This is a genomic window from Pseudomonas halotolerans (assembly GCF_039581215.1).
Lineage (GTDB): Bacteria > Pseudomonadota > Gammaproteobacteria > Pseudomonadales > Pseudomonadaceae > Aquipseudomonas > Aquipseudomonas tehranensis.
Genome location: NZ_JBCNTJ010000005.1, coordinates 162,819 through 185,851 on the forward strand (window position 1 = coordinate 162,819; position 23,033 = coordinate 185,851).

Sequence of the window (23,033 nt, forward strand, 5' to 3'; positions counted from 1 at the left end):
ATAGGTGTTACATGGCAGGCGCAAAAGAGATTCGCAGTAAGATTGCGAGCATCAAAAGCACGCAAAAGATTACCAGCGCCATGGAAAAAGTGGCGGTCAGCAAAATGCGCAAGGCACAAATGCGCATGGCTGCTAGCCGTCCCTACGCGGAGCGCATCCGCCAGGTAATTGGTCATCTGGCCAACGCCAACCCGGAATATCGCCACCCGTTCATGATCGAGCGCGCCATCAAGCGCGTCGGTTACGTTGTGGTGAGCAGTGACCGTGGTCTGTGCGGTGGCTTGAACACCAACCTGTTCAAGGCCCTGGTCAAGGACATGGCTGTAAACCGTGAACAAGGCGTCGAGATCGATCTGTGCGTGATTGGTAGCAAGGGTGCGGCTTTTTTCCGCAACTTCGGCGGTAACGTCGTTGCAGCTATCAGCCACCTGGGTGAAGAGCCGTCGATCAATGATCTGATCGGCAGCGTCAAGGTGATGCTGGATGCTTACCTGGAAGGCCGTATTGACCGCCTGTCCGTGGTATCCAACAAATTCATCAACACCATGACGCAACAGCCTACCGTGGAGCAGTTGATTCCACTGGTGGCGACCCCGGAACAGGAACTCAAGCACCACTGGGACTACCTCTACGAACCGGATGCCAAAGAGCTGCTTGACGGCTTGATGGTCCGCTACGTGGAGTCGCAGGTTTACCAGGCGGTGGTCGAGAACAACGCAGCTGAACAAGCGGCGCGGATGATCGCGATGAAGAACGCTACCGACAACGCCGGTGATCTGATCAGTGATTTGCAACTGATCTACAACAAGGCGCGTCAGGCTGCGATCACCCAAGAGATCTCGGAAATCGTCGGCGGCGCTGCCGCGGTTTAACGGTTCAAATATTCAGAGGATCCAGCTATGAGTAGCGGACGTATCGTTCAAATCATCGGCGCCGTTATCGACGTGGAATTTCCACGCGACAGCGTACCGAGCATCTACAACGCGCTGAAAGTACAAGGCGCGGAAACCACTCTGGAAGTTCAGCAGCAGCTGGGCGACGGCGTGGTTCGTACCATTGCGATGGGTTCCACCGAAGGCTTGAAGCGCGGTCTGGACGTGATCGACTCTGGCGCTGCCATCTCCGTACCGGTCGGTAAAGCGACCCTGGGCCGGATCATGGACGTGCTGGGCAACCCGATCGACGAAGCTGGCCCGATCGCCACCGAAGAGCGCTGGGGCATTCACCGTCCTGCGCCATCCTTCGCTGAACAGGCAGGCGGTAACGACCTGCTGGAAACCGGCATCAAGGTTATCGACCTGGTTTGCCCGTTCGCCAAGGGCGGTAAAGTCGGTCTGTTCGGTGGTGCCGGTGTGGGCAAGACCGTAAACATGATGGAACTGATCCGTAACATCGCCATCGAGCACAGCGGCTATTCCGTGTTCGCCGGTGTGGGTGAGCGTACTCGTGAGGGTAACGACTTCTACCACGAGATGAAGGATTCCAACGTTCTGGACAAAGTGGCACTGGTTTACGGTCAGATGAACGAGCCGCCGGGAAACCGTCTGCGCGTAGCCCTGACCGGCCTGACCATGGCCGAGAAGTTCCGTGACGAAGGTAACGACGTACTGTTGTTCGTTGACAACATCTACCGTTACACCCTGGCCGGTACTGAAGTATCCGCACTGCTGGGCCGTATGCCTTCGGCAGTAGGTTACCAGCCGACCCTGGCTGAAGAGATGGGCGTTCTGCAAGAACGTATCACTTCGACCAAGGAAGGTTCGATCACCTCGATCCAGGCGGTATACGTACCGGCGGACGACTTGACCGACCCGTCGCCAGCGACCACCTTCGCCCACTTGGACGCCACCGTCGTTCTGTCCCGTGACATCGCTTCCCTGGGTATCTACCCAGCGGTAGATCCACTGGATTCGACCTCGCGTCAGCTGGACCCGAACGTGATCGGCCAGGAGCACTACGACACCGCTCGCGGCGTTCAGTACGTGCTGCAGCGCTACAAAGAGCTGAAGGACATCATTGCGATCCTGGGTATGGACGAGCTGTCGGAAACCGACAAGCAGTTGGTATCCCGCGCTCGTAAGATCCAGCGCTTCTTGTCGCAGCCGTTCTTCGTGGCTGAAGTCTTCACCGGTGCCTCGGGTAAATACGTTTCCCTGAAAGACACCATTGCTGGCTTCAAAGGCATCCTCAACGGTGACTACGACCACCTGCCAGAACAAGCGTTCTACATGGTCGGCGGCATCGAAGAAGCGATCGAGAAAGCCAAGAAACTGTAATCCCGGCGCCCGGCAACGGGCGCTAATTTAGGTTGAGGCAATCAGATGGCTATGACAGTCCATTGCGATATCGTCAGTGCGGAAGGGGAAATTTTCTCCGGTCTGGTCGAGATGGTGGTTGCGCATGGTGAGCTGGGTGATCTTGGTATCGCTCTGGGTCACGCACCGCTGATCACTAATCTGAAACCAGGTCCGATCCGCTTGATCAAGCAGGGCGGGGAAGCCGAGGTGTATTACATCTCCGGTGGTTTCCTCGAGGTTCAGCCGAACATGGTCAAGGTCCTTGCCGACACCGTGCAACGTGCTGCCGACCTGGACGAAGCCTCCGCTCAGGAAGCCGTCAAGGCTGCCGAGAAGGCCCTGAACGAAAAAGGCGCAGATTTCGACTACGGTTCTGCTGCTGCACGTCTGGCCGAGGCCGCAGCCCAGCTGCGCACCGTCCAGCAGATCCGCAAGAAGTTCGGCGGCTAAGCCGTCTGCTTTCTGTGTGATTGATTAAAAAGGGTAGCCTCGGCTACCCTTTTTTCTTTTCCCGACACTCATCATCTGGTCGCAGCCGCTGACCACCCAGGATTGGTAGCCAGTCATGTCTCTCGAAATCGTTATCCTCGCGGCGGGTCAAGGCACTCGCATGCGTTCGGCGCTGCCCAAGGTATTGCACCCGGTGGCCGGCAACTCCATGCTCGGTCATGTTATCCACAGCGCCAGGCAACTTGATCCACAGCGCATTCACGTGGTGATAGGCCATGGGGCGGACGCCGTGCGTGAGCGCCTGGCGGCGGATGACCTTAATTTTGTCCTGCAGGATAAACAACTGGGGACTGGCCACGCAGTGGCCCAGGCCGTGCCATTTATTACCGCCGAGACAGTACTGATTCTCTACGGCGACGTGCCGCTGATTGAAGTCGATACTTTGCAGCGCCTGCTCAAGCATGCTGCTCCCCAGCAATTGGGCCTGTTGACCGTCGAACTCGACGACCCCACGGGTTACGGTCGCATTGTGCGCAACGCCGACGGGCAGGTGACAGCGATTGTCGAGCAAAAGGACGCCAACGAAGCCCAGCGCGCGATCACCGAAGGCAACACCGGGATCCTTGCCGTGCCGGCTGAGCGACTGGGCGACTGGATGAGTCGTTTGTCGAACAACAATGCCCAAGGCGAGTACTACCTGACCGATGTGATTGCCATGGCTGTCAACGATGGGCTGGTGGTCGCCACCGAGCAGCCGCTGGATGCCATGGAAGTGCAGGGCGCCAACGATCGCCGGCAACTGGCTGAACTGGAGCGTCACTATCAATTGCGCGCCGCCCGCCGCCTGATGGCGCAGGGCGTGACCCTGCGCGACCCGGCCCGTTTCGATGTGCGCGGTGAAGTCAGCGTCGGCCGCGATGTGGTCATCGACATCAACGTTATCCTCGAAGGCAAGGTCATCATCGAGGACGACGTGGTCATTGGCCCGAACTGTGTGATCAAGGACAGTACCCTGCGCAAAGGCGTGGTGATCAAGGCCAACAGTCACCTCGAAGGCGCCGTCATGGGCGAAGGCAGCGACGCTGGCCCATTTGCTCGCCTGCGTCCGGGTACCGTGCTGGAAGCCCGCGCCCATGTGGGTAACTTCGTCGAGCTCAAGAATGCCCACATGGGCGAAGGCGCCAAGGCCGGTCACTTGACCTACTTGGGTGACGCTGAAATTGGTGCACGCACCAACATTGGCGCCGGCACCATCACCTGTAATTACGATGGTGCCAATAAGTATCAGACGACCATTGGTGAAGACGTGTTCATCGGTTCCAACAACTCGCTGGTCGCGCCCGTGACCATCGGTGATGGGTCGAACACGGCGGCGGGTTCAACCATCAATCAGGATGTGGATAAGTCTCAACTGGCTGTGGCCCGTGCGCGGCAGCGCAACATCGATGGTTGGAAGCGCCCGGTAAAAATCAAGAAAAGCTAAGTTATCCACAGATCCTATGTGGGAGCCGTCTTGCTCGCGAAAGTGGTGTATCAGGTCAAGCAGTACCGCCTGACACGCCGCTTTCGCGAGCAAGCCCGCTCCCACATTGTGTTTATGATTTCTGAATTTTTCTTCCCTCGCCTTGACGATTTCACTGCAATAGGTTTTGATTGCTTACGTTATCTTTCGAATCGAAACTTATCCTTATGTCAAAGCGCAACACACCACAGCGCCGCCACAACATCCTTGCCTTGCTTCAAGAGCAGGGCGAGGTCAGTGTCGATGAGTTGGCCAAGCGCTTCGAAACCTCAGAAGTTACGATTCGCAAGGACCTCGCTGCACTGGAAACCAATGGCTTGCTGCTGCGTCGTTACGGTGGCGCGGTGCCCATGCCGCAGGAGTTGGTCGCCGATAACGGGCAAGCCGTCTCCAAATACAAACAGGCCATTGCCCGGGCCGCTGTGAAGCGGGTCCGTGAACATGCGCGGATCATCATCGACAGCGGCAGCACCACGGCGGCGATGATTCCTCAGCTCGGCCTGCAACCGGGGTTGGTGGTGATGACCAATTCCCTGCATGTCGCCAGTGCCCTGAGCGAACTGGAGCATGAGCCGGTGCTGTTGATGACCGGTGGCACCTGGGATCCTCATTCCGAGTCGTTCCAGGGCCAAGTCGCGGAGCAGGTCCTGCGCTCCTACGATTTCGACCAGTTGTTTATCGGTGCCGATGGCATCGATCTGGTCCGAGGCACCACCACCTTTAACGAACTGCTGGGCCTGAGCCGTGTGATGGCTGAGGTTGCCCGCGAAGTGATCGTGATGGTGGAGGCCGACAAGATCGGCCGAAAAATCCCCAATCTGGAACTGCCGTGGAGCAGCGTCCATACCCTCATTACCGATGATCGCCTGCCCGTGGAGGCACGCGATCAGATTCAGGCCCGTGGGATCCATGTGATCTGCGCGTCTGTCAGCCAGGAGAAATAGCATGTGTGGAATTGTCGGCGCCGTTGCTGAACGCAACATCACAGCAATCTTGCTCGAAGGCCTCAAGCGCCTCGAATACCGCGGGTATGACAGCGCCGGTGTGGCGGTGTTTACCAACGATGAGACGCTCGAACGCATGCGTCGCCCAGGTAAAGTCAGCGAACTGGAACAGGCGCTGGAGGCCGAGCCGCTGGTCGGTCGCCTGGGCATAGCCCACACCCGTTGGGCCACCCACGGCGCGCCGTGCGAGCGTAATGCCCACCCACACTTTTCCAGCGACTTGGCGGTGGTACACAACGGCATTATTGAGAACCACGAAGCCTTGCGTGAACAACTCAAGGCACTCGGCTACGTATTCACCTCCGACACTGACACCGAAGTGATCGCCCATCTGCTGAATCATAAGCTTAAAGACCTGATGGACCTGGCTGCGGCGCTCAAGGCCACCGTCAAGGAACTGCACGGTGCCTATGGCTTGGCGGTGATCAGTGCCAAGCAGCCGGATCGTCTGGTAGCCGCCCGCAGCGGTAGCCCGTTGGTGATTGGTCTGGGCTTGGGGGAGAATTTCCTGGCTTCCGATCAGTTGGCACTGCGTCAGGTCACTGATCGCTTCATGTACCTGGAAGAGGGCGATATCGCCGAAATTCGCCGCGACAGCGTGCAGATCTGGGACATCGACGGCAAAGCCGTGGAGCGTGAGACCGTTCAATACCGTGACGGCGCCGAAGCCGCCGACAAGGGCGAGTTCCGCCACTTCATGCTCAAGGAAATCCACGAACAACCGGCTGTGGTGCAACGCACCCTGGAAGGCCGAATGAGCCAGAGCCAGGTGCTGGTCCAGGCGTTCGGGCCACAGGCCGCCGAGTTGTTCGCCAAGGTTCGCAACGTGCAGATCGTTGCCTGTGGCACCAGCTACCACGCCGGGATGGTGGCTCGTTACTGGCTGGAAGAACTGGCTGGTATTCCGTGTCAGGTCGAAGTCGCCAGCGAGTTCCGCTACCGCAAAGTGGTGGTGCAACCCGACACCCTGTTCGTCACCATTTCCCAGTCCGGTGAAACCGCCGACACCCTGGCCGCCTTGCGTAACGCCAAGGAGTTAGGGTTCCTCGCCAGCCTGGCGATCTGTAACGTCGGCATCAGTTCGTTGGTACGCGAATCCGACCTGACCCTGCTGACCCAGGCCGGCCGTGAAATCGGTGTGGCGTCGACCAAGGCGTTCACCACGCAGTTGGTGGGCTTGTTGCTGTTGACCCTGTCCTTGGGCCAGGTGCGTGGCACGCTGGGTGAGGGCGTCGAGGCAACACTGGTAGAAGAACTGCGCCGCCTGCCGGCCCGCCTGGGCGAAGCCTTGGCCATGGACAGCACAGTGGAAAAGATCGCCGAGCTGTTTGCCGAGAAGAACCATACCCTGTTCCTGGGCCGTGGCGCCCAGTTCCCAGTGGCGATGGAAGGGGCCTTGAAGCTCAAGGAGATTTCCTACATCCATGCTGAAGCCTACCCGGCCGGTGAACTCAAGCACGGCCCCCTGGCCCTGGTGGACAACGACATGCCAGTGGTCACCGTGGCACCCAACAACGAGCTGCTGGAAAAGCTCAAGTCCAACCTGCAGGAAGTGCGCGCTCGTGGCGGCCAGCTGATTGTCTTTGCCGACGAGAAGGCCGGCATGACCAATGGTGAAGGTACTCACGTGGTGCACATGCCGCACATCCACGACATCCTGTCGCCGATCCTCTACACGATCCCGCTGCAGTTGTTGTCGTACTACGTCGCCGTGCTCAAGGGCACAGACGTCGACCAACCGCGTAACTTGGCGAAGTCTGTGACAGTGGAGTAAGCCTTGGCAGCCGGGGTTGCGGAGGTGATTTCGTCTCCTCTGCACCCTGGCGTCATAGGCTGCTGCCCTTCACATCCCGGCTTCTGAAGGGCATCCCTGAGCCGCCGCTCGTCCGATCTTCCCCCCGCGCATTTCTCCTCATGAGCGTAAACATGAGGCCACGTCTTCCTCCTCTCACCGATTCAACAAATATCCGCGTTGACAAAAATTATTTTAGGTGACGATAATCGGCCAAGTCGTACGACAACGTATGACATAAAATAATAAAATCGACGCAGGCCCTGCTATGCCATTCGCTCCGACGGCTCATCAGCATCGCTCTCTGCCCGTTCTGCATAAAAGTGCAGGGGCGCATCTCTTCCCGTTTTCGCACTCCCGCCAGGCGGCTCACGGCTTTTCAGCCAGTCAAATCTGTTCGCCCCGGCAAACCCCCTTGCACCGTTCGCCTCGAGCCGCGCTCCCGTCTGGCATTGCCACTGCGCGCAGGGTGATCACGCACCCGATTCATCCTCGTCACACCCAACGCCCTAGCAACACCTTCTACGGCAGCATCTCTGGAGAAAAATAATGAAAAAAACACTATGCGCCTCTCTCATCGCGTCTTTCTTGACCCTTACGGCCGGAACGGCCGTTGCCGCTGATGCGAGCGACTGGCCGACACGTCCGGTGCAGGTGGTGGTTATTGCCAACGCCGGCGGCGATACCGACTTCAACGCACGGATGATGGCCAAGTACTTCACCAAGCTGACAGGCAAGTCCATGGTGGTCACCAACATGGCGGGCGGGGGCGGCACCATTGCCGCCGACGCGGTCAAGAGCGCGGCGCCAGATGGCAACACCATTCTGTTCACCCACACCGGTCAGATGATCGTTAACGAAGTGGCAGGGTTGTCGGAAGATCGCTTCGACGCGTTTGATGTCTCCTGCATCGCCGGCGTCGATAAAGGCGCGGTGTTCGTCTCTGCCAAAAGCTCGGGTATCGACACCCTCGACCAGTTGATTTCACAAGCCAAGGCCAAGCCTGGCACCATCACCTACGGCACCGAGATGGGCAATTTCTCGCACCTGCAAGGGTTGATGTTCGAGAAGCTCGCCGGCGTCAAACTGAAGATGGTCGACAGCGGCACCGTTTCGGAAAAAGTGGTGGCCTTGCTGGGCAAGCGCATTGACCTGGGTGCTATCAGCTATGGTTCGGTTCAGGACTACATTGCCAGCGGCAAGATGACTGCGCTGGGCCAGCCTAACGCGGAGCGCAACGCACTGCTGGGTGACGTCAAGACGTTCAAGGAGCAGGGCGTGGATCTGGTCCTGGACAAGCCTTACATCGTGGCTTTCCCGAAAGGCACAGACCCGGCCATCGTCAAGAAAATGGCTGACACCATGAAGAAAATCACCGAAGAACCTGAATACGCTGAAGAACTCAAGAAATCGTTCAAGCAGCCTGTCAGCTTCCAGGGCACCGAAGAAGCCATTGCTACCCTGACCAAGACCCGTGACGACTTCATGCAGTTCAAGGACGAAATGCGTAAAGCCAAGTAAATCCTGGGAAACAGGAGGGGGCGCTTACCGTATTGGCAGGCGCCCCTTTGCTCGGCCCTTCAAGTGAAAGAGGATCCTGTATGGATACCTACAAAAGAAATGAATTGTTCGCCGGCCTGGCGATGCTCGGTGCCGGTGTGGCGTACCTGTTGTTGACTGCAAATCTGCCGCGCCGCAGTTTTGTCGACGCCGCTTTTGTGCCCTGGATTCTTTCCGGCGCGCTGTGCCTGTTGGGTGTGTTGCAATTGCTGGCCTGGAAAAAACTGCCCCAGCAACGTGCCGAACCCAGCGAGCCCGCCGAAGCACCTGAGTCGATCGATTACCCGACCGTTATCAAATCCATCGCGCTGGTGACGCTCTATACCGCACTGCTGGAAATCGTCGGTTTCGCGATCATGACCGCGCTTTACCTCTACGCCCAATTCATCGTGTTGACCCCCGCGGATCAGAAGGTCAAGCACTGGCTTTATGCCTTGATCGCGGTCGTTTCAGCAGCATTGATTTTTGTGATCTTCCGTGAGGGCTTCGATTTGATGCTGCCCATCGGTCTATTGGATTTCTAGGGGACGGTGATGATTGAGCTCCTGCAACAAGGCTTTGGTGCCGTATTCTCGCCCTATGTATTTGTCCTGATCACTCTCGGTGTTGCAGTGGGGATCGTCTTTGGTGCGGTGCCCGGTCTTTCGGCAACCATGGCCATCGCCCTGTGCTTGCCGCTGACCTATTCGATGGGCCCGGCAACAGGTCTGTCACTGCTGGTTGCTCTGTTTGTCGGCGCCACCTCGGGGGGGCTGATTTCAGCGATATTGCTTAACATACCGGGTACGCCGGCCTCCATCGCCACCACGTTCGATGGTTCGCCGATGATGAAAAAGGGCCAGGGCGTCAAAGCGCTGGGCATTGGCGTGGTGTTCTCGTTCCTGGGCACGATTTTCAGCATTGCGGCGTTGATGTTTATCGCCCCGATCCTGGCTGACGTGGCCTTGAGTTTCGGTCCCCACGAATATTTCTCCATCGCTGTTTTCTCGCTAACCCTGATTGCCACACTGTCCACCGGATCGCTGGTCAAAGGGTTGTTTGCCGGTGCCCTGGGCTTTGCCTTTTCGACTGTCGGGATCGCCCCGGTCGAGGCCATCCGGCGCTTTACCTTTGACCTGCCGAGTCTTAACGGTGGCTTCGCCATGCTGACCGTCATGATTGGGATGTTTGCGGTCGCCGAAGTGCTGAAATTCGCCGAAAGCGCCCGCTTGAGCCACCGTGCCAAGCCACAGAGCATCAGCATGAAGGGCGTCAAGGGCTTTGGTTTTTCAATCAAGGAGTTCATCAGCCAGTTGCCGAATGCGACCCGCTCGTCGTTCATTGGCCTGGGCATCGGGATCCTGCCGGGCATCGGCGCTGGCACCTCGAACATTGTTTCCTACATCGCGGCAAAAAAGCGTTCCAAACACCCGGAAGAATTCGGTAAAGGCTCCATCGAGGGCGTGGTCGCCAGTGAAACCGCGAACAACGCCGGTATTGGCGGTGCGATGATCCCGTTGCTGACCCTGGGGATTCCCGGTGACACCACCACGGCAGTGATGCTTGGCGGCTTCATGATTCACGGGATCCAGCCGGGCCCACTGTTGTTCATCAGTCAGGGGCCGCTGGTCTACACCATTTTTGCCGCGCTGATCCTGGCCTCGTTGCTGATGCTGGTGCTGGAGTTCTACGGCCTGCGCATCTTCATCAAGCTGTTGGCGGTGCCCAAGCACATTCTGCTGCCGATCATCCTGGTGCTCTGCGTAGTCGGTGCGTTCGGCCTGAACAGCCGGATCTTCGACGTCTGGGCGGTGTTGCTGTTCGGTTTGCTGGGCTATGGCTTCGTCAAAGGTGGCTTGCCGATTGCGCCGTTCATCATTGGCTTCATCCTCGGACCTATGGCGGAAACCAACCTGCGTCGCGGTCTGATGCTCTCGGATGGCAACTTCAGCGGTTTCCTCACCACGCCGATCTCGGCGGTCTTCCTGGCCCTCGCAGCGGCGTCTGTCTCCTGGCACCTGGTGACGGTGATCCGTCACAAGAAAAGTGCCGCCATTGAGCTGATGCGCAGCTAGTTCATCTCAATCGGTCGCTTCCACTGCTGCAACGCACGATGTGCGCTGCAGCAGCCGAATTCAAACGTCCGGAGTCTGTCATGCAAGCCCCCAATCCGCTCCCTTCGGCCGATCTCGACCCTATGGCCTGGAACACCTTGATCCAAAGCGTCGAGCACGTGGTCGGTGCGGCGGGGCTGGTGCGTGATCCTGAACTTATGTACAGCTACCTGACTGACTGGCGTAACGCTTATCAAGGCCGGGCCGCACTGGTTGTGCGCCCGGCCACCACTGAAGAAGTGGCGGCGGTGGTGCGGCTTTGCCATGACGCCCACGTTGCCTTGGTGCCGCAGGGCGGCAACACCGGATTGTGTGGTGGCTCGATCCCTGATTCGTCTGGCCGCCAGGTGGTGTTGTCCCTGACCCGGATGAAGCGCATCCGCGAAATCGACCTGGCCAATGAAACCATTACGGTCGAGGCCGGGGTGATTCTGCAGCAGTTGCAAGAAGCCGCCAGCCAGGCCGGTCGCTTGTTCCCCCTGTCACTGGGGGCCGAAGGCAGTTGCACGGTGGGCGGCAATCTGGCCACCAACGCCGGTGGCACGGCAGTGCTGCGTTACGGCAACATGCGCGAGCTGACCCTGGGGCTGGAGGTGGTATTGCCCGATGGACGTGTCTGGCACGGCTTGCGAGGCCTGCGCAAAGACAACACCGGTTACGACCTCAAGCATCTGTTCATTGGCTCAGAGGGCACGCTTGGAATTATCACGGCGGCGGTGCTCAAGTTGTTTCCCGCGACTCACAGCACGGCAACCGCCTGGGTCGCGCTGCCTTCTCCGCAGGCCGCCGTAGACCTGATCGGGCATGTTCGCAGCCTGTGCGCCGACCGTCTGACGGGTTTTGAGATGATGTCGTGCCAGAGCCTGGAGTTCGTTCTGGACCATGTGGCCGGTTGCAGTGACCCCTTGCAGGGGCCGCACCCGTGGTACGCCTTGATCGAATTGCGCGACACGGTGCCTGACGCGCCTTTGGAGTCGTTGCTTGAAAGTGGCCTGGGCCATGCTTTTGAGGCCGGGTGGGTGATCGATGCCGTGATCGCCAGCAACCAGACTCAGGCTGCGGCATTGTGGGCTCTGCGCGAAGGTATTTCCGAGGCGCAGAATCATGAAGGACCGAGCCTCAAGCATGACATCAGCGTGCCCGTCAGCCAGATTCCGGTGTTCATCGAGCGCACCGATAGCGCCTTGCAACAGGCGTTTCCCGGCGTACGCATTGTTTCTTACGGTCACATGGGTGATGGCAACCTGCACTACAACATCAGCAAGCCGCTGGGCCATGCCGATGCCCCGTTCAAGGCCCAGGAACAAGCGATCATGCAGGTCATCTACCAGATGACGAGCGCTTTCAACGGCAGCATCAGTGCCGAACATGGCCTGGGGCAAGCCAAGCCGGCCGCGGCGGCCCATTTCAAGGATCCGCTGGAGATCGAGTTGATGCGTGCCATCAAGCGAACGCTGGATCCGACCGGGTTGATGAACCCCGGCAAGGTGTTTGCCACCGCGCTGGAGTGATCGAGCCTGCCTCTGCTAGCCTGCCCTCAATCATGGCAGGCCGTTGGCCTTTACGGCCGCTCTGCCGCTTTCAGACACTGGATATGGAACGGCTGAATGACACTGGCAAACACCAAAGATCGCGTGCGCATCAAGAAAGTCGAAGTGCTCTCGGACAACTGGTACGTGCTGCGTAAAACCACGTACGACTACCTCGGCCGCGATGGCCAATGGCGCGAACTGGCCCGCGAGACCTACGATCGTGGCAACGGCGCGACCATCCTGTTGTACAGCAAGGCCAAGCAGACTGTGGTGCTGACTCGGCAGTTCCGCTTCCCGGCCTTCGTCAATGGCCACGAGGGGCTATTGATCGAAACCTGTGCCGGCCTGCTGGATAACGACGACCCGCACACCTGCATCCGCAAGGAGACCCAGGAGGAAACCGGCTATATCGTTCAGGATGTACGCAAGGTGTTCGAGGCATTCATGAGCCCTGGCTCGGTGACCGAACGCGTGCATTTTTTCGTCGGTGAATACTTCGACGAAGATAAACAGCATGAGGGCGGTGGGCTGGAAGCCGAGGGCGAGGAAATCGAAGTGCTGGAGATGCCCCTCGACAAGGCGTTGGGCATGATCGAAACCGGAGATATCTGCGACGGCAAAACCATCATGCTGTTGCAGTACGCCAAGTTGCATCGGTTGCTGGATTAGTCTGCTGCTTGCTAAGGCCGAGAGCTTGAGCCTGGGTTTCAAAAAAGCCATTCAGTCAACATAGGCGGTGCGCGAGTTATTGCGCGCCGCTCTGCTGATTGCGTTCGATCCTTAAGTAATGGGTCAATCATTGATCAATTCAGCCCGGGGCGATGTAAGGCTCAGTGCTGCTCATGGGCTGCGTGATGTTCATTCAACTGGACTGAGCATCACTGTCTTCCTGGACGACGTTCAGGTAATCCGACTGGTCCGTTTGCTCCGGCAGTTCGGTCACGACACTGAAGTCACTGATTTCGATGGCGCCCACCCCGTGCCCCAGCAGATGGAAAGAGAAGGCCTTGCGGGGTTGCGGGTTATCGAAACGGATGTTCATCACCAGCGGCTGTTCGGGCGTCACCGCCACTTCCGTCGGCAGGTCGATCGCTACATCCTGCTCGAACTCTTTGGCCTTGAGGGAAATATAGGCCGCATTGTCCGGACCCAGGGCGCGGATGGTCAGGCTGACGCGGGTCTGTGAGCCCTTGGGCATCTCCAGGTACTGGGCGCCGATCAGGTTATCGGTCCAGTCGTTGGTGATCTGGGCCGGAAGCGGGATTTGATCGGCGCTGCCAAACTGATAATGCTGGTTGAGGGGGGTGCGTAGCAGGCTGCGGTCCAGAGCCGAGCCTCGCGCGCTGATCAGCCTGGCGCGCTGACCGCTGTATTGCCCGCCATAAGTGACGCGCTCAGTGATGAAGCCTTCGCTGGAGTAAAAGCGGCAACGTTGCAGAAAATCGCATTCGGTGAACGTGCCTTTACCGTCGTGATAGCGCAGCTTGCCGTTGGTGAACGACATGATTTCTCGGCCCGTTGAGTAATCCCTGAACATCGAGCGACCGGACAATGACTTGGGCACTTTGAAACCGAAGTAATCGAGGACTGAGGCAGTCAGGTCGACATGACCGTAAACCCCTGACTTGATCCGGGGCAATGGCTCCGGCGCCAATGTCAGGTTGAAACCCCAGGATGACGCCAGGCGCACATCGTCGATGCCGTGGGATTCGTCCGAGGTGATGATCACCAGGGTGTCTTTCAGCACGCCTTGGCGTTCCAGCCCCGACATGAAGTTGCCCAGCGCGTCGTCCAGGTAACCGACGGCCGCCTGCTTGGCGGTGTCGTAGCGTTGCAGGTAGTCATCCGGCGCTGAGTAGGGCTGGTGCGTACCCACCGTCAGCAGCGTCAGCATCCAGGGCTTCTTTGCCTGTTGCAGTTGCCCTACGTAATCCAGCGCGCCTTCGAAGAATGTCTTATCGTCCTTGCCCCAAGGGAACTCCAGATAGGAAGGCTTGGTGAACCAGTCCATGCCCAGGGTGGTGTCGAAGCCGATGTGCGGCATGATCCGGTCCTTGGCCATGAACCGCAGGCCCGCACCTTGCAGGAAATGAGTGGAGAACCCATTGCGGCGCAACTGGGCCGGCAGGCAAGCCTGATTGCGCCGGGTCAGGTTCAACATCTCGACGCCTTTGGGTGTGCCGTCGTCGAATTTTTCGTAATCGCCACACAGCATCGAGTACAGCCCGCGAATGGTCTGATGGTTGTGCAGGACGTAATCGGGGGTATTCATACCGCGCTGGGCCCAGGCACTGAGGTGCGGCATCAAGTCTTCCTGATAGCTGCTTTTCAGGGCCTGGCGGTTGACGCCCACATAGGCGCCGGGGATGCCTTCCAAGGTGATGATCAGGACGTTGCGGGCCCGGCCTGGGGCAGGCAGGATTTTCTGACCTTCAAGATCGAGCCGGGTAAGACCCTCCATTGGCGGGGCTTGAACCACTGCATCATCTTCAAGCCATAGCTGGGTACGATCCTGCCCGGCGGCAACGGCCGCCGTGACGAGTTGGTGGGGAAGATTGAACAGGTTCCATTGGTCTGCCTCACTGGGTCGCCAGGATTGCACCACGCTGTGGCTGAGCAAAAGCACTACCGGCAGCGCCCAGGCGTGGCGGGGCAAGCGAGGCGCCAGATACAACCGGCGGGGCCACTGTACGATCAGCCAGACCAGCAACGCGGCCAGCTGCAGCCCTGCCAGCCAGGGATGGGCGAAGCCCCCGCTGGTGGAGTTTTCGACGAATTGCGGGTCGGTCAGGTAAGGCAGGTCCGACAGGGTGGGCATGCGCCCGACAGCACTGACCAGTTCGATGCTGGCCAGCGTCAGCATGCTCCAGACCAGCAAAATGGGTAATGCCACCCACCAGGGACGACGATAAAGCAGCACGATCAGCAACCCGCCGCTGCCCAGGTCAGACAGATAGCCCAGCGGATCGGACCATCCCAGCGAGAGGCGCAGGCTCATGGGGATGATTAATGCACATCCGGCCAGGGCGATGAGAGGGGCGAGGGGGTGGGTGAAGCCGCGGTAAAAAACGTTCACAAAAAGGGGCCTTCCGATGGACGCCAGTGAGGCACGCAACTTGTGGACACGGGCTTGCGAGTAAGCCCGTGTCCACAAGACTTACGTCATGGTTCGAGTCATTAAATTGTCATGAAAGTATGCTCGATGGTAACAAGCATAGCCGCAATTGACCGGGTCGATGTTCCTGTGCCCGGTGGCGTTGCTCTGTGGTTTGCTGGCGCGGCCCCCTACAATGGCGGTGCGGCGCTGATTTGAGGTGCGCAACCAACTTGTATCAGGGTTTCTCATCGGGGGCTAAATGGACAGGTTTCAGGAAATGCAGGTTTTTGTCGCCGTTGCCCAGGACTCCGGTTTCTCGGCGGCTGCGCGACGCCTGGGCCTGTCGGCGGCCAGCGTCACACGTGCCGTGGCGGCGTTGGAGCAACGCATCGGTACACCCTTGCTGGTGCGCACCACCCGCAACGTCTACCTGAGCGAAGCCGGCCAGCGCTTTCTCGAGGACTGCCGGCGAATTCTGGCTGATCTGCAGGAAGCCGAGGATTCAGCGGTCGGCAGTCACGCCCAGCCCCGCGGGCAATTGACGATTACCGCCCCGGTGCTGTTCGGTCAGTTATTTGTCACGCCGGTGCTGGTCGATTACCTGCAGCGATTCCCCGAGATGAGCATCAATGCCTTGTTGCTGGACCGTATTGTCAGCATGGTCGAGGAGGGCATAGACATTGCCGTGCGCATTGGCGAGTTGCCCGACAGTAGCCAGCACGCTGTCCGTGTCGGTGAAGTGCGGCGGGTGGTTTGCGGTTCTCCAGATCTCTTCGCTCGTCATGGCCGACCCGCACACCCGCAGGATCTGGAGCACACGCCAGTGGTCGCTTCATCGGCCACCGGCCAGATCAGAAACTGGACGTTCATCGACGCAGGGCAACCCCTTTCTGTGCGGCCCGCGCCGAGACTGGTGGTCACAGCCAACCAGGCCGCAATCACGGCAGCCTGCCAGGGGTTGGGGTTGACGCGGGTCCTGTCCTATCAGGTGGCGGGCAACGTCGCCAACGGTGAACTGGAGATCGTTCTGGCTGACTTCGAGTTGCCACCCCTGCCGATCCATGTGGTGTATCAAGGCGGGCGCAAAGCGCCGGCGCGAGTCCGCAGCTTTGTTGATTTTATCGTCCGTGCATTGCGCGAGCATCCGGCGTTGAAAGGTTGAGACATTGTTTCGTTGCTTGAAACAATGGATTGCATATATGGGTGATTCTCTAGTCCTGAGTTCAAGCGGAAGATGACCCCATCGACGCCGTTCTGCTGATGGCGTCATTTGCAGCGGAGTCGACCATGAACCCCATCAAGCTTTATCACTTCCCGCTTTCCGGCCACGCACATCGCGTACAACTAATGCTTTCCTTGCTTGAGCTGCCCGTCGAGGTGATTTTCGTCGACCTGGCTAAAGGCGCCCACAAACAGGCAGACTTCCTGGCAATTAATGCCTTTGGCCAAGTGCCGGTCATTGATGATGACGGGATGGTGCTGGCCGATTCCAACGCCATTCTGCTGTACCTGGCGCACAAATATGGCAAGGGCCGCTGGCTGCCAACGGATCCGGTCGGCGCCGCTCGGGTGCAGCGCTGGTTGTCGGTGGCAGCGGGGCCGCTCCATGCGGGGCCGGCCACTGCGCGGCTGATCACGGTATTCGGCGCGCCCTACAACGCAGAAGATGCGATCTCCCGCTCCCATAGCTTGCTGAAAGTCATTGATCAACATTTGAGCAACAGCAGGTATCTGGCGGGGGATGCTGCGACGATTGCCGATGTCGCCGGCTACAGTTACATCGCCCATGCCCCGGAGGGCAATGTGTCGCTGGAGGACTACGCCCACGTGCGTGCGTGGCTGGCGCGGATCGAAGCCTTGCCCGGGTTCGTCGGCATGCCGCGTACGGCTGCCGGTTTGCAAACGCACGCCTGAGAAATGAGGTGAGCAACCTTGAGGCGAGGGGATTTGTCCGCTCGCCTCAAGGGCTGGTATTACGCGTAGGAAAGCGCTTTTTGCTCCAGCAACGCCTCGTACAGTTGCACCCATTTGCGGCCCATCTCTTCGGAGGTGAACAACTGCCGGTAACGGTCTTCGGCCCTGCCGCCCATTTCCTTGGCCAGTATCGGGTTGTCCCACAGGGTGCGCATTGCCTCCCGGAAAGCGTCGGGGTTGCTCGGTGGCACCACCAGGCCGGTTTCATTGTGGATATTGATGTAACTGGTGCCGGTGCCGATTTCGCTGGAGATCATCGGTTTGCCGAACATCGCGCCTTCCAGCAGGGATATGCCGAAGGCTTCGGAGCGCAGGTGCGAAGGGAACACGATGGCGTAGCTCAGCTCCAGCAATGTCACTTTGTCTTCATCTCCCAGGCGTCCTAGGAAATGCAGGTTGCGCAAGCCCAGCGCCTGAGCCTGGGCATGCAGTTCTTTCTCCAGCGGACCGGCACCTACGATGACCACTGGATAATCCACACCTTTGAGGGCGTCGAGGAGAATGTGCAGGCCCTTGTAGTAACGCATCACCCCCACGAACAGAAAGAAGCGCTCGCCCAGTTTCGCCTTCCACTGCGCGATGCGTTCCGCCTCAGGCTGTGGATAACTGGCTTTGTTCAAGCCGTAGGTGATGACCTGGGTCTTATTGCGGTACTCCTTGAGCACCTCGCTGGTGTGCACATAGTTAGGCGACGCTACGACGATGCGATCCGCGCCGTTCAAGAAGCGTCGCATCAGAGGGCGATACAGCTTCAGCAGAAGCCGCTGGCGAATGATGTCGGAATGATAAGTGACGACGTAGGGTTTTTTCACCGCGCTGCAAAAATGCACCAGGTCCATGAACGGCCAGGGGAAGTGGTAATTGATCACGTCCGCTTCGGCCGCCAGCTCGCGAAATTTCTTGAAAACGCTGTAGGAAAATCCGGTGGAGGCCAGTTGGAAGTCCATCCGGGCCTGATGAACGGTGTGCTGTCGGATGCCGATCGGAGCCGGGGCCGGATCGTTGCTCAACGTCAGGACGGTGTTGGAGATACCCAATCGGTCACTGCTGTCGCACAGCTGGAAAATAACCTGTTCGATGCCGCCCATGGAGTCCGGCAGATAGGTTTTGTAGAAGTGCAGGACTCGCATTCAACCTCCCAGAACCTGGCGATACGCTTGGGCCGTCACCTTGGCGCACCGTTGCCAGGAAAAAAGCGCTGCTTGTTGCAACCCGGCTTCACGACACGCCTGCCAATGCAGGCGATCTTCGATCAACCGGCCCATGGCTTCGCGCATGCCCTGGGGATCGTCGGGTTCGCAATAATTGCCGGCCGCCCCGGCCACTTCCGGCATCGCCGAGCAGCGCGTGGTAATCACCGGGGTGCCGCTGGCCATGGCTTCGAGCACCGGCAGGCCAAAACCTTCATAGAGCGACGGAAAGATCAGCGCCCGTGCCCCCGCCAGCAACTGGGCAACTTGCTCGTCGGGCAGATACCCCGCCAGACAAACATGACCGCCCGCCAGGGCGCTTTTCAACTCGTCATTGAGCTGTGCGCGCTGCCATCCGCTCATTCCTACTATGAACAACGGAAAAGCCTGACGTACCGATTCGGATAAGCCGGCGTGGGCACGCAGGGCCAATGACAGGTTTTTGCGTGGTTCCAGGGTGCCGACGCACAAAAAATAACCACCTGGCTCCAGGCCATGGGCCTTGAGAACCTCGTCGATGACCTCGGGATCGCGCGGATGAAAGCGCGCCGCGACACCCAGTGGCGCGACCCGAACGCGCTCGGCGGGCAGGCCGAAATGCTGCATCGTTTCATTGGCGATGAACTGCGAGTCGGTCAGAATCAGGTGCGCCTGCTCCACGGCGCGGTTCAACCGTCGCTCGATCTCTTTCAGGCGTGCCGGTGGTTGCGTCTCGGGGTAGCGCAGGTGGGTCAGGTCATGGAGGGTCATTACCGTCGGCCCTTCGAAGGCCAGGGGCCACAAACTCGGTTCGTGATACAGGTCGATGGCACGGGAACGGCCCTGATCGAAGCGTTTCTGCTCCAGCCAGCGGCGCGCCCGATAGGCTCCTGGTACCTGTCGCAGCAAAGGTGAAAACCTCGAATAACCTGGCGTGGCCGCTTGCGGTAACTGGGCGCTCCAGCCCCAACCGTGGAACAGCGATAAATGCACGTCCGGCTCCTCGGCCAGGGCAGTGACCAGTTCGGCCACGTAATGACCGATGCCGGTGCGTGGCGCTTGGAGAATCCGGGCGTTGAGAGCTATCCGCATGCTGTTTCCCTGTCGATGCGCGCATCATCCCTATGGTGTTCGATGCGTTCCACCAGTTGCGCACTGGCTTGATGCCAGCTCAGCCATTGCCATTGATCAAGGTGGCGACTGGCCGGGAACACGCCGCTGTGCTCCATGCCCGTGACCAAGTCCGCCAGGCTCTGGGGGTCGTGGAGGTCGAAATAAGCCATGAATTCACCGCCGATTTCCCGAAACACTTCGATGTCGCTGCCCATCGCCGGCAAGCCCCGTTGCATGGCCTCCACCAAAGGCAGCCCGAAGCCTTCCACATAGGACGGGAATACCAGCGCCGTAGCGTGTTGGTAGGCATGTTCCAGGCTATGGTCCGAGAGATTGTTGAACATGAACAGGCGGCTGTTGAGTTGCGGGTGGCGCCGAATACGTTCGATCAGGGTTTCGCATTTCCAGCCGATTTTCCCAACGATGCACAATCGTGCCCGGGAACCGGCGGCCCAGGCGCGGTCGAACGCATCCAGAAGGTAAGCATGGTTCTTGCGCGGTTCGATGGTACTGACCATCAGGAACACCGGCTCGGGCTGCGTGAATACTCGCAGCAGTTTGCTGTCGATGGCGCTGGTGGCATCCACTAAATCCAGTTCGCTGCCCAGGTGAAAATAGTCGAACCAGCGTTCACTTACCTGATCTACGCCGACGCGCCGCTCCATCTCCTGGCGAACCTGGTCACGGATGGTGCTGGAGATCGCGATGTAACCATCAGCGGTGCGGGCAATCCAGTCGAACCAATGATTGAACACCTTCACCAGCCCGGCATCGCAGAACTGCGGATGGGTCAGGGGAATCAGGTCGTAGATCACCGAGACGATCCCGACGCCATCGCGCTTGAGCTGTTCGGCCAGAGGAAAGAAATCGGCGTGCCAGGAAGAGTCCAGCAGCACCAGTTGGTCGCCGGGCCGGTGTTGCAGAGGCACGCTACGCGCCGGGACGTGCTGGTGCTTGAGGAGACGATCCAGCACGCGCATCGGAATGCTCAGAAAGCCCAGGGCCAATAGCCGACAACCGAGGTAGAGCATGAGACGGGCCCACCGTGACTGGCTGAAAGGGCGCCGCCGCTCCAGGGTCCGGTGCCTGAGCCAGAACAGGTTGGCAAATTGCTCCAGGCGCACGCGCAAGCTGGCCAGGTCCAACCCCTTGGAGGGCAGTGGCGCCAGACTTTTTACTTCGTACAGCTTGCCTTGCAGCATCACCACCGGAATGCGTTCGCGTTCCCGGTCTTTGGCCGGCAATTCACGGATGACGTTGCGCACTACCCGCTGAATCCCGGAATTGGCTTGCGGGTGTTCATACACGTAGGTGCATTCCATCAGCAGGCGAGTCATGGCAGTTCCTTTTGCGTCAGTGCTTCGGCCGTGGGTAAAGCCGCGCGCTGGATGCTGGTGCGGGCCTGCAGCCACGAACAGCCAACGAAATCTTCCTGGCGATTGTTGATGACGTGGAACACCAGCCCGTAGTCGCGCCATTCAAAGTTACGGTCCAGGTGCGAATCCAGCCGGGACAGGCTCAGTGCGACGGAGTAATTGCCCTTGCCCAGGCGCATGTCGAAGCTGAAACGGAAGGTGACGCGTTCGCCGGCCTTGAGGTCGGTCACGGCTTTATCCTGGCGATGGGTGTTGATGCCGTACATGGGCTGACCGAGGCGGTCCTTGATCAGGAAACCCAGCACCAGCCGCTCGATGTCCTGGCGGATCTCGACCCGCACCTGCAACACCATCGGTTGGCCGATTTCGGCCACTTCCACCGGCTGGCCCTCACTGTTCAACAGCTGAACATCAACAATGCCGGCCTCCCCGGTGCCGGAGATGGTACGTACCTGGCCGTTGGCGAGCATTTCCTGGCGGACGATCTGACCCTCGCGCTGGGCCAGCATCGCGTTGTAATAATCCATCACCTCTTCCGGCTTGCCGCGCATGGCCATGCGCCCGTGTTCCAGCAGGATGGCGCTGTCGCAGATCGACTGAATCGCCGAGCGGTCGTGGGACACGATCAGCAGCGTTGTACCGGCCTTGCGAAAACTGCGGATGCGCTCAAAGCTTTTATGTTGGAAGTAGGCGTCACCCACCGAGAGAGCTTCATCGACGATCAGGATATCCGGGCGGCGGGCCGTGGCGACGCTGAAGGCCAGGCGCATTTGCATGCCACTGGAGTAGGTGCGTACCGGCTGGTCGATGGCCTCGCCGATTTCGGCAAAACCTTCGATCTGCGGCATCAATGCTTCGATTTCCTCCACTTGCATGCCCAGCAACTGCCCGGCCATGAAGGCGTTCTGGCGGCCCGTGAAATCCGGGTGGAACCCCATGCCCAGTTCCAGCAACGCCGCGACGCGGCCACGCAGCTGAATGTGGCCACAGGTGGGTTGGGTGGTGCCGGTGATCATTTTGAGCAAGGTGCTTTTGCCCGCGCCGTTGACCCCGACGATGCCGACGGCTTCACCGGGCTGGATCTCGAAATCGACGCCCTGCAGGACCCAGTGCAATTGATGACGCGGGCGGGAAAAGGGAATCAGCCACTCGAACAACCGACTCCAGCGGTTCGGATACTGCTTGTAGGCCTTGCCCAGGCCACTGACGCGTAAATGCCCCATCAGAGTTCATCCACCATTTCACCGCCGCGGCGTCGAAACATCCGCAAACCGGTGACGCACATCAGTAGGCCGATGACCAATAGCGGTGTCAGCGAACTCCAGACCGGCCACTGGTTGTACAGAAACAAATTCTGGTAACTCTGCATCAGCGCTGTCATGGGGTTGAGGGCCAGCAGTTGCTGGATCGACGGTGGAAGGATGGTCATCGGGTAAACAATGGGCGTAAGCCAGAACCAGAATTGCAGGCAAATGCCGAACAGTTGCCCAACATCGCGAAAGAACACATTGAGGATCCCCAGCAACATGCCCAGCCCGGCGGCGAACATCACTTGCAGGGCCAGCAAGGGCACCAGCGCCAGTAACGTCATTCCTGGCCAGCGGCCGGTGATCAACAGAAAACCGAGAAACAGCCCGAGGATGATCGCGAAGTTGATCCCGGCGTTGAACAGCACAATCACCGGCAGACAGATCCTGGGAAAGCTGATCTTCTTCAGCAGGTTGGCGTTTTCCAGAAACATGCCCTGACTGCGGGTCGTGATCTCGGCGAACAGCCCCCAAGTCAGCAGCCCGGCGCAGAGGTAGACGCTGTAGGCCATGCCATCGTCCACCCCCGGCAGGCGGGCACGCATGATGTGGGAAAAAATCACGGTGTAGACGAGGATCATCGACAGCGGGTTGAGCACGGTCCACAACGCGCCGAACAAAGAGTTGCGATAGCGCGCCTGGAACTCGCGTTTGACGCTGCCAAGGACGAAACCGCGGTAGCTCCACAGCGCGCGGTGCAAGGTTAGCAACATCAGACTGCCCTGCCCTGATGATCCTTTAGGCGTG

19 protein-coding genes are annotated in these 23,033 nt (G+C 59.2%); 13 read left to right on the plus strand and 6 right to left on the minus strand.

The window, feature by feature from the left end:
- Positions 1–11: 11 nt before the first annotated feature.
- From atpG to nudK, 11 genes are all read left to right on the plus strand, one after another.
- Positions 12–872, plus strand: coding sequence for a F0F1 ATP synthase subunit gamma (atpG, locus tag AAIS01_RS09515; protein ID WP_092399613.1), 861 nt, complete (start codon positions 12–14; stop codon positions 870–872).
- Positions 873–899: 27 nt separating this feature from the next.
- Entirely contained in the window at positions 900–2,276 is a 1,377-nt protein-coding gene (gene atpD / locus AAIS01_RS09520; protein WP_092399611.1) for a F0F1 ATP synthase subunit beta, read from the plus strand.
- A 45-nt stretch (positions 2,277–2,321) separates the two neighbouring features.
- Entirely contained in the window at positions 2,322–2,747 is a 426-nt protein-coding gene (locus tag AAIS01_RS09525; RefSeq protein ID WP_186611301.1) for a F0F1 ATP synthase subunit epsilon, read from the plus strand.
- A gap of 115 nt (positions 2,748–2,862) precedes the next feature.
- Complete coding sequence (gene glmU / locus AAIS01_RS09530) at positions 2,863–4,230, plus strand: bifunctional UDP-N-acetylglucosamine diphosphorylase/glucosamine-1-phosphate N-acetyltransferase GlmU (protein WP_343468756.1); 1,368 nt, start codon at positions 2,863–2,865, stop codon at positions 4,228–4,230.
- 206 nt (positions 4,231–4,436) lie between these two features.
- On the plus strand, positions 4,437–5,213 hold the full coding sequence (locus AAIS01_RS09535; RefSeq protein ID WP_092399607.1) for a DeoR/GlpR family DNA-binding transcription regulator: 777 nt from the start codon (positions 4,437–4,439) through the stop codon (positions 5,211–5,213).
- Between the two features lies 1 nt (position 5,214).
- On the plus strand, positions 5,215–7,047 hold the full coding sequence (glmS, locus tag AAIS01_RS09540) for a glutamine--fructose-6-phosphate transaminase (isomerizing) (protein WP_343468757.1): 1,833 nt from the start codon (positions 5,215–5,217) through the stop codon (positions 7,045–7,047).
- Between the two features lie 567 nt (positions 7,048–7,614).
- Positions 7,615–8,586 carry a tripartite tricarboxylate transporter substrate binding protein gene (locus tag AAIS01_RS09545; protein ID WP_092399603.1) on the plus strand — a complete coding sequence of 324 codons (972 nt, stop codon included), beginning with the start codon at positions 7,615–7,617 and terminating at the stop codon, positions 8,584–8,586.
- 80 nt (positions 8,587–8,666) lie between these two features.
- Positions 8,667–9,149, plus strand: a complete 483-nt coding sequence (locus AAIS01_RS09550; protein ID WP_343468758.1) for a tripartite tricarboxylate transporter TctB family protein — start codon at positions 8,667–8,669, stop codon at positions 9,147–9,149.
- 9 nt (positions 9,150–9,158) lie between these two features.
- The gene (locus AAIS01_RS09555) at positions 9,159–10,679 is read left to right on the plus strand and encodes a tripartite tricarboxylate transporter permease (RefSeq protein ID WP_343468759.1); all 1,521 of its coding nucleotides are present in this window, start codon (positions 9,159–9,161) and stop codon (positions 10,677–10,679) included.
- Positions 10,680–10,801: 122 nt separating this feature from the next.
- Complete coding sequence (locus tag AAIS01_RS09560) at positions 10,802–12,229, plus strand: FAD-binding oxidoreductase (protein WP_343468855.1); 1,428 nt, start codon at positions 10,802–10,804, stop codon at positions 12,227–12,229.
- Positions 12,230–12,325: 96 nt separating this feature from the next.
- The gene (gene nudK, locus AAIS01_RS09565; protein WP_343468760.1) at positions 12,326–12,919 is read left to right on the plus strand and encodes a GDP-mannose pyrophosphatase NudK; all 594 of its coding nucleotides are present in this window, start codon (positions 12,326–12,328) and stop codon (positions 12,917–12,919) included.
- 193 nt (positions 12,920–13,112) lie between these two features.
- Here the strand turns inward: nudK and AAIS01_RS09570 are convergent, their stop codons facing one another.
- Entirely contained in the window at positions 13,113–15,326 is a 2,214-nt protein-coding gene (locus tag AAIS01_RS09570) for an LTA synthase family protein (protein ID WP_343468761.1), read from the minus strand.
- A 280-nt stretch (positions 15,327–15,606) separates the two neighbouring features.
- Here AAIS01_RS09570 and AAIS01_RS09575 point away from each other — a divergent pair, with 280 nt between their 5' ends.
- Together AAIS01_RS09575 and AAIS01_RS09580 are read left to right on the plus strand one after the other, a co-directional pair.
- Positions 15,607–16,509, plus strand: a complete 903-nt coding sequence (locus AAIS01_RS09575; protein WP_343468762.1) for a LysR family transcriptional regulator — start codon at positions 15,607–15,609, stop codon at positions 16,507–16,509.
- A gap of 125 nt (positions 16,510–16,634) precedes the next feature.
- Positions 16,635–17,261, plus strand: a complete 627-nt coding sequence (locus tag AAIS01_RS09580; RefSeq protein ID WP_343468763.1) for a glutathione S-transferase family protein — start codon at positions 16,635–16,637, stop codon at positions 17,259–17,261.
- Between the two features lie 59 nt (positions 17,262–17,320).
- Here AAIS01_RS09580 and AAIS01_RS09585 read toward each other — a convergent pair whose 3' ends face one another.
- From AAIS01_RS09585 to AAIS01_RS09605, 5 genes are read right to left on the minus strand one after another with little or no spacing between them, the layout of a single operon-like run.
- On the minus strand, positions 17,321–18,451 hold the full coding sequence (locus tag AAIS01_RS09585; RefSeq protein WP_343468764.1) for a glycosyltransferase family 4 protein: 1,131 nt from the start codon (positions 18,449–18,451) through the stop codon (positions 17,321–17,323).
- The gene (locus tag AAIS01_RS09590; protein ID WP_343468765.1) at positions 18,452–19,582 is read right to left on the minus strand and encodes a glycosyltransferase family 4 protein; all 1,131 of its coding nucleotides are present in this window, start codon (positions 19,580–19,582) and stop codon (positions 18,452–18,454) included.
- The gene (locus tag AAIS01_RS09595) at positions 19,573–20,940 is read right to left on the minus strand and encodes a glycosyltransferase family 4 protein (protein WP_343468766.1); all 1,368 of its coding nucleotides are present in this window, start codon (positions 20,938–20,940) and stop codon (positions 19,573–19,575) included. Before AAIS01_RS09595 ends, AAIS01_RS09590 begins: the two co-directional genes overlap by 10 nt.
- Positions 20,937–22,202 carry an ABC transporter ATP-binding protein gene (locus tag AAIS01_RS09600; RefSeq protein WP_343468767.1) on the minus strand — a complete coding sequence of 422 codons (1,266 nt, stop codon included), beginning with the start codon at positions 22,200–22,202 and terminating at the stop codon, positions 20,937–20,939. The genes AAIS01_RS09595 and AAIS01_RS09600 overlap by 4 nt, the downstream gene beginning before the upstream one ends.
- Complete coding sequence (locus tag AAIS01_RS09605; RefSeq protein WP_186654773.1) at positions 22,202–22,999, minus strand: ABC transporter permease; 798 nt, start codon at positions 22,997–22,999, stop codon at positions 22,202–22,204. The genes AAIS01_RS09600 and AAIS01_RS09605 overlap by 1 nt, the downstream gene beginning before the upstream one ends.
- Positions 23,000–23,033 lie beyond the last annotated feature (34 nt).

Bases quoted from the DNA above. Each gene is read 5' to 3' on its own strand.
- AAIS01_RS09590 (WP_343468765.1), bottom strand. From the start codon at position 19,582: ATGCGGATAGCTCTCAACGCCCGGATTCTCCAAGCGCCACGCACCGGC.
- AAIS01_RS09600 (WP_343468767.1), bottom strand. From the start codon at position 22,202: ATGGGGCATTTACGCGTCAGTGGCCTGGGCAAGGCCTACAAGCAGTAT.
- glmS (WP_343468757.1), top strand. From the start codon at position 5,215: ATGTGTGGAATTGTCGGCGCCGTTGCTGAACGCAACATCACAGCAATC.
- AAIS01_RS09605 (WP_186654773.1), bottom strand. From the start codon at position 22,999: ATGTTGCTAACCTTGCACCGCGCGCTGTGGAGCTACCGCGGTTTCGTC.
- AAIS01_RS09585 (WP_343468764.1), bottom strand. From the start codon at position 18,451: ATGCGAGTCCTGCACTTCTACAAAACCTATCTGCCGGACTCCATGGGC.
- atpG (WP_092399613.1), top strand. From the start codon at position 12: ATGGCAGGCGCAAAAGAGATTCGCAGTAAGATTGCGAGCATCAAAAGC.
- AAIS01_RS09535 (WP_092399607.1), top strand. From the start codon at position 4,437: ATGTCAAAGCGCAACACACCACAGCGCCGCCACAACATCCTTGCCTTG.
- atpD (WP_092399611.1), top strand. From the start codon at position 900: ATGAGTAGCGGACGTATCGTTCAAATCATCGGCGCCGTTATCGACGTG.
- AAIS01_RS09580 (WP_343468763.1), top strand. From the start codon at position 16,635: ATGAACCCCATCAAGCTTTATCACTTCCCGCTTTCCGGCCACGCACAT.
- AAIS01_RS09545 (WP_092399603.1), top strand. From the start codon at position 7,615: ATGAAAAAAACACTATGCGCCTCTCTCATCGCGTCTTTCTTGACCCTT.
- AAIS01_RS09555 (WP_343468759.1), top strand. From the start codon at position 9,159: ATGATTGAGCTCCTGCAACAAGGCTTTGGTGCCGTATTCTCGCCCTAT.
- AAIS01_RS09560 (WP_343468855.1), top strand. From the start codon at position 10,802: ATGGCCTGGAACACCTTGATCCAAAGCGTCGAGCACGTGGTCGGTGCG.
- AAIS01_RS09595 (WP_343468766.1), bottom strand. From the start codon at position 20,940: ATGACTCGCCTGCTGATGGAATGCACCTACGTGTATGAACACCCGCAA.
- glmU (WP_343468756.1), top strand. From the start codon at position 2,863: ATGTCTCTCGAAATCGTTATCCTCGCGGCGGGTCAAGGCACTCGCATG.
- AAIS01_RS09575 (WP_343468762.1), top strand. From the start codon at position 15,607: ATGGACAGGTTTCAGGAAATGCAGGTTTTTGTCGCCGTTGCCCAGGAC.
- nudK (WP_343468760.1), top strand. From the start codon at position 12,326: ATGACACTGGCAAACACCAAAGATCGCGTGCGCATCAAGAAAGTCGAA.
- AAIS01_RS09550 (WP_343468758.1), top strand. From the start codon at position 8,667: ATGGATACCTACAAAAGAAATGAATTGTTCGCCGGCCTGGCGATGCTC.
- AAIS01_RS09525 (WP_186611301.1), top strand. From the start codon at position 2,322: ATGGCTATGACAGTCCATTGCGATATCGTCAGTGCGGAAGGGGAAATT.